8 protein-coding genes are annotated in these 6,374 nt (G+C 47.0%); all 8 read right to left on the reverse strand.

Features of this window, described 5'->3' with window-relative positions; translation table 11 throughout:
• On the reverse strand, positions 1-906 hold the full coding sequence (locus DW743_RS18145; RefSeq protein WP_191892612.1) for an ABC transporter permease: 906 nt from the start codon (positions 904-906) through the stop codon (positions 1-3).
• Positions 907-918: 12 nt separating this feature from the next.
• The gene (locus DW743_RS18150) at positions 919-1,833 is read right to left on the reverse strand and encodes an ABC transporter permease (protein WP_191892613.1); all 915 of its coding nucleotides are present in this window, start codon (positions 1,831-1,833) and stop codon (positions 919-921) included.
• A 96-nt stretch (positions 1,834-1,929) separates the two neighbouring features.
• Positions 1,930-2,268 carry a P-II family nitrogen regulator gene (locus DW743_RS10680; RefSeq protein WP_022462439.1) on the reverse strand — a complete coding sequence of 113 codons (339 nt, stop codon included), beginning with the start codon at positions 2,266-2,268 and terminating at the stop codon, positions 1,930-1,932.
• A 30-nt stretch (positions 2,269-2,298) separates the two neighbouring features.
• Positions 2,299-3,513, reverse strand: a complete 1,215-nt coding sequence (locus DW743_RS10685; RefSeq protein WP_055221846.1) for an ammonium transporter — start codon at positions 3,511-3,513, stop codon at positions 2,299-2,301.
• A gap of 88 nt (positions 3,514-3,601) precedes the next feature.
• Positions 3,602-3,940 carry a P-II family nitrogen regulator gene (locus tag DW743_RS10690; protein ID WP_055221847.1) on the reverse strand — a complete coding sequence of 113 codons (339 nt, stop codon included), beginning with the start codon at positions 3,938-3,940 and terminating at the stop codon, positions 3,602-3,604.
• A 237-nt stretch (positions 3,941-4,177) separates the two neighbouring features.
• The gene (locus tag DW743_RS10695; RefSeq protein ID WP_117761475.1) at positions 4,178-5,185 is read right to left on the reverse strand and encodes an NAD(P)-dependent oxidoreductase; all 1,008 of its coding nucleotides are present in this window, start codon (positions 5,183-5,185) and stop codon (positions 4,178-4,180) included.
• A 612-nt stretch (positions 5,186-5,797) separates the two neighbouring features.
• The gene (locus DW743_RS10700; RefSeq protein ID WP_055221876.1) at positions 5,798-6,067 is read right to left on the reverse strand and encodes a hypothetical protein; all 270 of its coding nucleotides are present in this window, start codon (positions 6,065-6,067) and stop codon (positions 5,798-5,800) included.
• A 16-nt stretch (positions 6,068-6,083) separates the two neighbouring features.
• Complete coding sequence (locus DW743_RS10705; RefSeq protein WP_147341985.1) at positions 6,084-6,332, reverse strand: hypothetical protein; 249 nt, start codon at positions 6,330-6,332, stop codon at positions 6,084-6,086.
• Positions 6,333-6,374 lie beyond the last annotated feature (42 nt).

The following is a 6,374-nucleotide window of genomic DNA, read 5'->3' on the forward strand; positions in this document are numbered from 1 at the left end:
TCACCCCCTGGTTTTCTTTGGATTAAAGGCATCGCCGATTCCCTCACCGAGGAAGTTCAGGGAGAAAATGGTGATACAGATGCAGATGGTCGGCAAAAGCAGCTGTCCCGGGTGCATGGTAAGCACCTGACGGGCATCCTGTGCCATGGAACCCCAGCTTGCCATCGGAGCGGAAATGCCGATTCCGATGAAGCTTAAGAAGGCTTCGGTAAAAATGGCATTCGGAACAAGGAAGGTAATCTGTACAATGATCGGTCCGATGGCATTGATCAAAAGGTGACGGAAGAGAATTCTCGCATCACTTGCTCCGATGACGAGTGCTGCCATGGAAAATTCCTGCTCCTTTAAGGCGATCAGCTGGCCTCTTACCTGACGAGCCATGCCGATCCAGCCCGGAATGCAGATACCGATCAAAATGCTTCGTACATTCGATCCGAGAACCATCATGATCAGAATAACGTAGATCATAGATGGCATTGCGTAGATGATATCCACAATACGCATCACAAAGTTATCAAATTTTCCACCAATGTAGCCGCACAGTCCACCGATCACCACACCGAGAACGGTGTTGATGACAGCTGCTCCGAAACCGATCGCCAGGCTGATACGGCCTCCGTAACAGAGTCTTGTAAATACATCACGGCCGAATTTGTCGGTTCCGAAAATATGCTGTGCCGAAAAGCCTGCGTACTGATTGGCTGCGTCCTGTGCATCGTATGCATAGGGGCTGATTATCGGTCCGAAAATGGAGATCACCGCCAGAAGGAGGATGACGACCAGTCCGAGAACTGCCATTGGATTTTTCTTAAATCTTCCCCATGCCGCTTTCCAGAAGCTTTTGCTCTCCACGGCAATAAACTCGCTGTTCTTTTTGGATGGATCAATCGGTGAAAACCAGTCCATAACAGTCACCTCCTAGTTTGTCAGTTTGATTCTCGGGTCAATGAGGGAACAAATAATATCCACCGCCAGGTTGGCAACGGTGATAATCACACCGATGAAAACACTGAAGCCAAGGACTACGGTGTAATCACGGTTCGTGATCGCATTCGTAAATTCACGTCCGATTCCGGGAATGGAAAAAATAGATTCTACAACAAAGCTTCCTGTGATCAGAAATGCGATGGCCGGTCCGAAATAGGTGACAACCGGGATCAGTGCATTTTTAAAGACGTGACGCGCGGTGATGTACAGATTGCTAAGTCCCTTCGCTCTTGCCATCGTTACGTAATCCATCTGGATCGCCTCGGAATACGTACTCTTGGTCAGTCTGGCAATCGAAGCGATCTGTCCGAATGACTGTGCTGCCACCGGAAGAATGTAGTTGGCCGGAGAACCAAGACCGACGATCGGGAGTACCGGCCACCAGACACCGAAAATCATCATCAGCAGGATCGCTGTGACGAATCCCGGGATACTGACCCCCAGCGTCGCAATTCCAAGCAAGGTGTTTTTCACTGCCAGCCGCTTGCTCGTCGCCATCCAGATACCCATCAGAATACCGATGAAAGCAGATACCGCAATAGAGAGAAGTCCGATGCTTAGCGTGTACGGAAATCCTCTTGCGATCAGTGTATTAACAGAAACGTTCTTTTTATAGGAAATGCCGAGATCTCCGTGCATCAGATTTTCCATGTAAAGAATATACTGTTTCCACATGGGTTCATCCAGTCCGTAGGTCGATTCGAGCTGTTCAATCGCGCTCTGGGAAAGATTATCCGCCTCGAACGGGCTGCCCGGCATAATCCGAATCAGGAAAAAGGTAATGGTGATCAGTGCCCAGATCGTCACCACTCCGATGAATAAACGTTTTATGATGTATCTTACCATGCAGCATTCCTCCCGTTCCGGCTTTTTTAGCTCAGAAGAGGCAGCCGAACGATCTGCTCTGGCTGCCTCTTTGCACCTTTTTACTGTCTTTTGTTTTTATAATGCTTCCTCGCCGCGCTGGCCGGTACGAACCCGGATGACGTCTGCCACTTTCTCGACAAAAATCTTTCCGTCTCCGATATTTCCGGTACACAGCTTCTTTTCCAGAAAGCCTTTTAATACTTCAATTGTCTTATCGTCACCGACGGTCTCGAATTTGCATTTCATCAGTACATTCGGTCCGCTCATGGTTCCACGGTACATCACCCGGTAACCCTTCTGGTTTCCATATCCGGTGATATCCGTTTCCATCACGCCGTACACGGCACACGATTCCATGATGTCGATGACATCCTCCCGGTTCGCGGGTTTGACAATAACTGTCAGCTTTTTCATATCCGCACCACCTTTTTTATTGATCCTTTTTTATTTATCATTATGGAAGTGGAAGTTTGCATAAGCGCTGCATCCGTGCTCGTGCATATCCAATCCGTCGATCTCTTCCTTCTCGGTTACGCGAAGTCCGATGGTCTTTTTCAGGACGAAGAACAGAATGAACGCCAGGATCAGGGTATATGCTGCAACTGCTACAAAACCGATCATCTGGGTGATAAAGCTGCATCCCTCGCCGAAAATACCGGTGAATAAGGTTCCGAGTGCTCCACAGACACCGTGTACACTGATTGCACCAACCGGGTCATCGATTTTTACGACTTTATCAAAGAATTCAACTGCGAATACAACGACAACACCTGCAACTGCTCCAATGAACAGTGCCTCGTAATCATTGACTACATCACAGCTTGCTGTAATAGCTACCAGTCCGGCCAGTGCGCCGTTCATTGTCATACTGATATCCGGTTTTCCATAACGTACCCAGGTAACAATCAGGGTAACAAGTGTTGCTGCTGCTGCCGCAAGGTTTGTAGTCATGGCAATGTCGCCAAGATTATAGGTTGCTGCTGTGGTAGATCCACAGTTAAATCCGAACCAGCAGAACCAGAGGATAAAGACACCAAGTGCTCCAAGCGGAAGGTTATGACCCGGAATAGCAACCGGTTTTCCCTCTTTTGTGTATTTTCCGATACGAGGTCCGACCATTTTTGCACCGGCAAGGGCACACAGACCGCCGACCATATGAACTGCGGTAGATCCTGCAAAATCATGGAACCCGATCTGGCTTAACCAGCCGCCTCCCCAGATCCAGTGTCCGGTGATCGGATAAATGAAAACGCTGATCGCTGCGGAGTAAATCAGATAAGAGATAAATTTGGTTCTCTCTGCCATAGCTCCTGATACAATCGTTGCCGATGTTGCACAGAACACGGTCTGGAAAATCATGAATACGCCGATCGGCAGTCCGTTGAACATGCCGTCTGCATCTGCCAGCGATTTCGGATGAAAGAAACCTGCTGTTCCGATAAAGGCATTGCTTCCTCCGAACATCAGCGCAAATCCAATGATAAAGAAGAAAATAGAGCCGAGCACGAAATCCATCATATTCTTCATCAGAATGTTTCCAGAGTTTTTCGCTCTTGTAAATCCTGTCTCCACCATGGCAAATCCGGCCTGCATAAAATACACCAGAAAGGCTCCGACCATGGTCCATACGATATTGAGTAATACCTGTGTGTTTTCCATAATAAGTTCCTCCTCATTCCCATCTTACCTGTTCCCGTCTGCAGATCTTCTGAAACGGTCATCTCTGAAACGGTAGCTTTCAGATTTTTTAAAGTGCCTGTTCGCCGTGCTCGCCCGTTCGGATCCGCACTGCATCTTCAACATCGTAAACGAAAATTTTTCCATCGCCGTAGTTTCCGGTTGACAGGTTTTTCACAACAAAATCAACGATTTTCGGAACCTTGTCATCCTCCACAACGGTTTCCACTTTAACTTTCGGAAGCATTTTGGCCACGATTTCCGCTCCGCGGTACATCTGACGATATCCCTTCTGATTTCCATATCCAAGGATATTTGTGATCATCATACCATTTGCCTTCTGCTCCTCGAGGAGTAGCTCCAGGTTTTCGAGGCTCTCCGGACGAATTACAATTTCCAGCTTTTTCATGATTTTCCCTCCCTTTCCGAACCGGCTCCTGTACAGCTTCTGATTTTTCCGGCTGCGGATTTCTTTTTTATCCGCCTTCCCGGTTTTCTCTTCCATTCATTTACCGGCTCTGCTGCTTCTATATAGAAATCTGTTTTCTGACAGATTTTCTAACCTCTTCTTTCATGCCTGGACTGTTCCGCAGCTCTGCTGTTTTTACAGTCGTTTTTTTGCAGCTGTTTTCACAATCCGCTGTTTTTAATTAATCACACTCGTCGGCATTCCCTCCAGGTAAGACCGGAAGTTTTTCACCGCCAGATCTACTGCGCGGAGTCTTGCTGCCTTCGGCTGCCAGGCGATATGGGAAGTAATAAAGGTGTACGGCGACTGCATCAGCGGAATCTGATACTGCGGCGGCTCATTTGCGACAACATCGAGTCCTGCCATATAAACCTTTCTCGATTCCAGCGCCTCAAGAAGCGCCTCCTCATCGATGATGATTCCCCGTGCGGTGTTGATAATGATGACACCGTCCTTCATTTTGGCAAATGCTTCACGGTTCAGCAGGTTTTCTGTTTCCTTCGTATGCGGACAGTGAATGGAGATCACATCCGACCGTTCGAAAATTTCTTCCATGCTGACCTGCTCGATGCCGTCATACTGCGGCCCCGTCTTTTTGTGACGGCTGTTTGCGATGACCTTCATGTCAAAGCCGAAAACAAAAACAGCATTTCCGATGATGTTCAGCGCATTCATCACGATGGAAGTAACCATTGAAATATTTGAGTTTCCCATAACCCGGAAAAGCGCCGCCCCCGCATTGTAGATTCCAAGAAACGGAAACGAAAGCGATGTAATGAAGAAGTATTCCACCGCGTAGGCCATAACCTGCTCTTCCACCGATCCGTAGACTACCCGGAGAATCCAACGGTTTCCGAAAAAGGAAATGCCGCAGATAACAAGTGCAATCAGTCCGCAGATCATCACGAGCTGTTCGGCTGCGTGACACGCTGTTTTCTTATCCCCGCTTCCGAGGAACTGTGCTCCGACAACGGAACCGCCGCTTGCCATCGATGTGAAAATCACGATCAGCAGTACACAGATCGTATTGACAAGTGAGATTCCGGAAACAGCCGTTTCACCGGCCCCGGATACCATCACCATATCTGCCATACCGACGGTAACGGCCAGCACCTGTTCCACAATCAAGGGAACGATCAGCCGGACCAGACGCTTTCGGTCAAATAAGACGTTTGTGTTTTCCATCGGACTTTCTCCTTTCCGGTAAAATCAAAAGGCGACCTGGAAGTCTTCCTTCCAGATCGCCCCGTTGCGAACTCTTTACTGACGTTTCTCCTTTGGATTGAAAAACGCGGCACGAAGCTTTCCCTTCGTACCGCGCCTTCGCGAATCCATTACTTATATGGAGTTTATCTTGAAAAACAGACAGAGCGTTTTCCGGTTTTCTGAGAGTGTTTTTTGGGAGAAATAAAACCTTGGAGAAAGGGAGAAAATTACAAACGGAGCGATTCTATTCCCAGAACCGCTCCGTTGCGTTATCTTTACTCTATTCTTTTTCTCTGCTGTTTTTCAACATAGGCACATTCTAGCGGAATTCCCGCTTTTTGTCAATCCTTAAATTTTTCGATGATTTCCGGTCTTTTGCATCGGTTCTGTCAATTTTACACAATTTCACCGATATTTTTTCGGTTGTTTCTGAACATTTTTCTCATGAACCTTTGAAATTTCTTTGTTTTCTTTTAAAATCGCGGAAAAACTCCGGTAAAATTCTGTGAAAATTCAGAGCGAACGCCAGACTTGGCATTCATCAAATATCCGCTACCTGTCTGGAGCGTGTTTGAAAAAAGCTCTGTTATGTCAGATCCAGTCAAAATCTCCGCCGGTAATCGCAAGACTTAAGAGTGCATCCATCTTTTCCACTTCCTCTTCGCCCTCAATTTTTTGCAGCAGCACTGCGGTGTCCAGCACATCCTCCAAAGATTCGCCAGGTCCGATTTCATAATCCACCTCCGCCTCGCAGTCCGGGCATGGGATTTTTTCCATCGTCTGAAGGGATAAAAAGCGGTTGCCGCATTTCTTGCATTCATAATAACCACATGTTTTGGTTCCGTCTGGTACGTAATACATTTTTTCATACTCCTTTTTATTTTTCATACTTCTCAATGATACACTGATGTTCTTTTACCGCATCCGTGAACTCGCTGCGGATTTCTTCATTTGGAATGTACGCCATCTGTTCTCTTCGATCGTATGCCAGATAGCCTAAGTGAATCAGTGCAGTTAAAACGTCATCTTTATTTTTAAATGTCACCATATCATTCTGATACGATTTCGTTTTTACTTTCACTCGTTCCCCGGACATCATCGTAATAATGTCTGTTATAATATGCATCCAATTACGTATCGGATTCTACATCTTAATTCCGCAGTATTC

Source organism: Blautia sp. AM28-27 (assembly GCF_003480905.1).
GTDB lineage: Bacteria > Bacillota > Clostridia > Lachnospirales > Lachnospiraceae > Fusicatenibacter > Fusicatenibacter saccharivorans.

What these genes read in the sequence shown, in the direction of transcription:
- DW743_RS18145 (WP_191892612.1), bottom strand. Translation starts at nt 906, where the DNA reads ATGGACTGGTTTTCACCGATTGATCCATCCAAAAAGAACAGCGAGTTT.
- DW743_RS18150 (WP_191892613.1), bottom strand. Translation starts at nt 1,833, where the DNA reads ATGGTAAGATACATCATAAAACGTTTATTCATCGGAGTGGTGACGATC.
- DW743_RS10680 (WP_022462439.1), bottom strand. Translation starts at nt 2,268, where the DNA reads ATGAAAAAGCTGACAGTTATTGTCAAACCCGCGAACCGGGAGGATGTC.
- DW743_RS10685 (WP_055221846.1), bottom strand. Translation starts at nt 3,513, where the DNA reads ATGGAAAACACACAGGTATTACTCAATATCGTATGGACCATGGTCGGA.
- DW743_RS10690 (WP_055221847.1), bottom strand. Translation starts at nt 3,940, where the DNA reads ATGAAAAAGCTGGAAATTGTAATTCGTCCGGAGAGCCTCGAAAACCTG.
- DW743_RS10695 (WP_117761475.1), bottom strand. Translation starts at nt 5,185, where the DNA reads ATGGAAAACACAAACGTCTTATTTGACCGAAAGCGTCTGGTCCGGCTG.
- DW743_RS10700 (WP_055221876.1), bottom strand. Translation starts at nt 6,067, where the DNA reads ATGTATTACGTACCAGACGGAACCAAAACATGTGGTTATTATGAATGC.
- DW743_RS10705 (WP_147341985.1), bottom strand. Translation starts at nt 6,332, where the DNA reads ATGCATATTATAACAGACATTATTACGATGATGTCCGGGGAACGAGTG.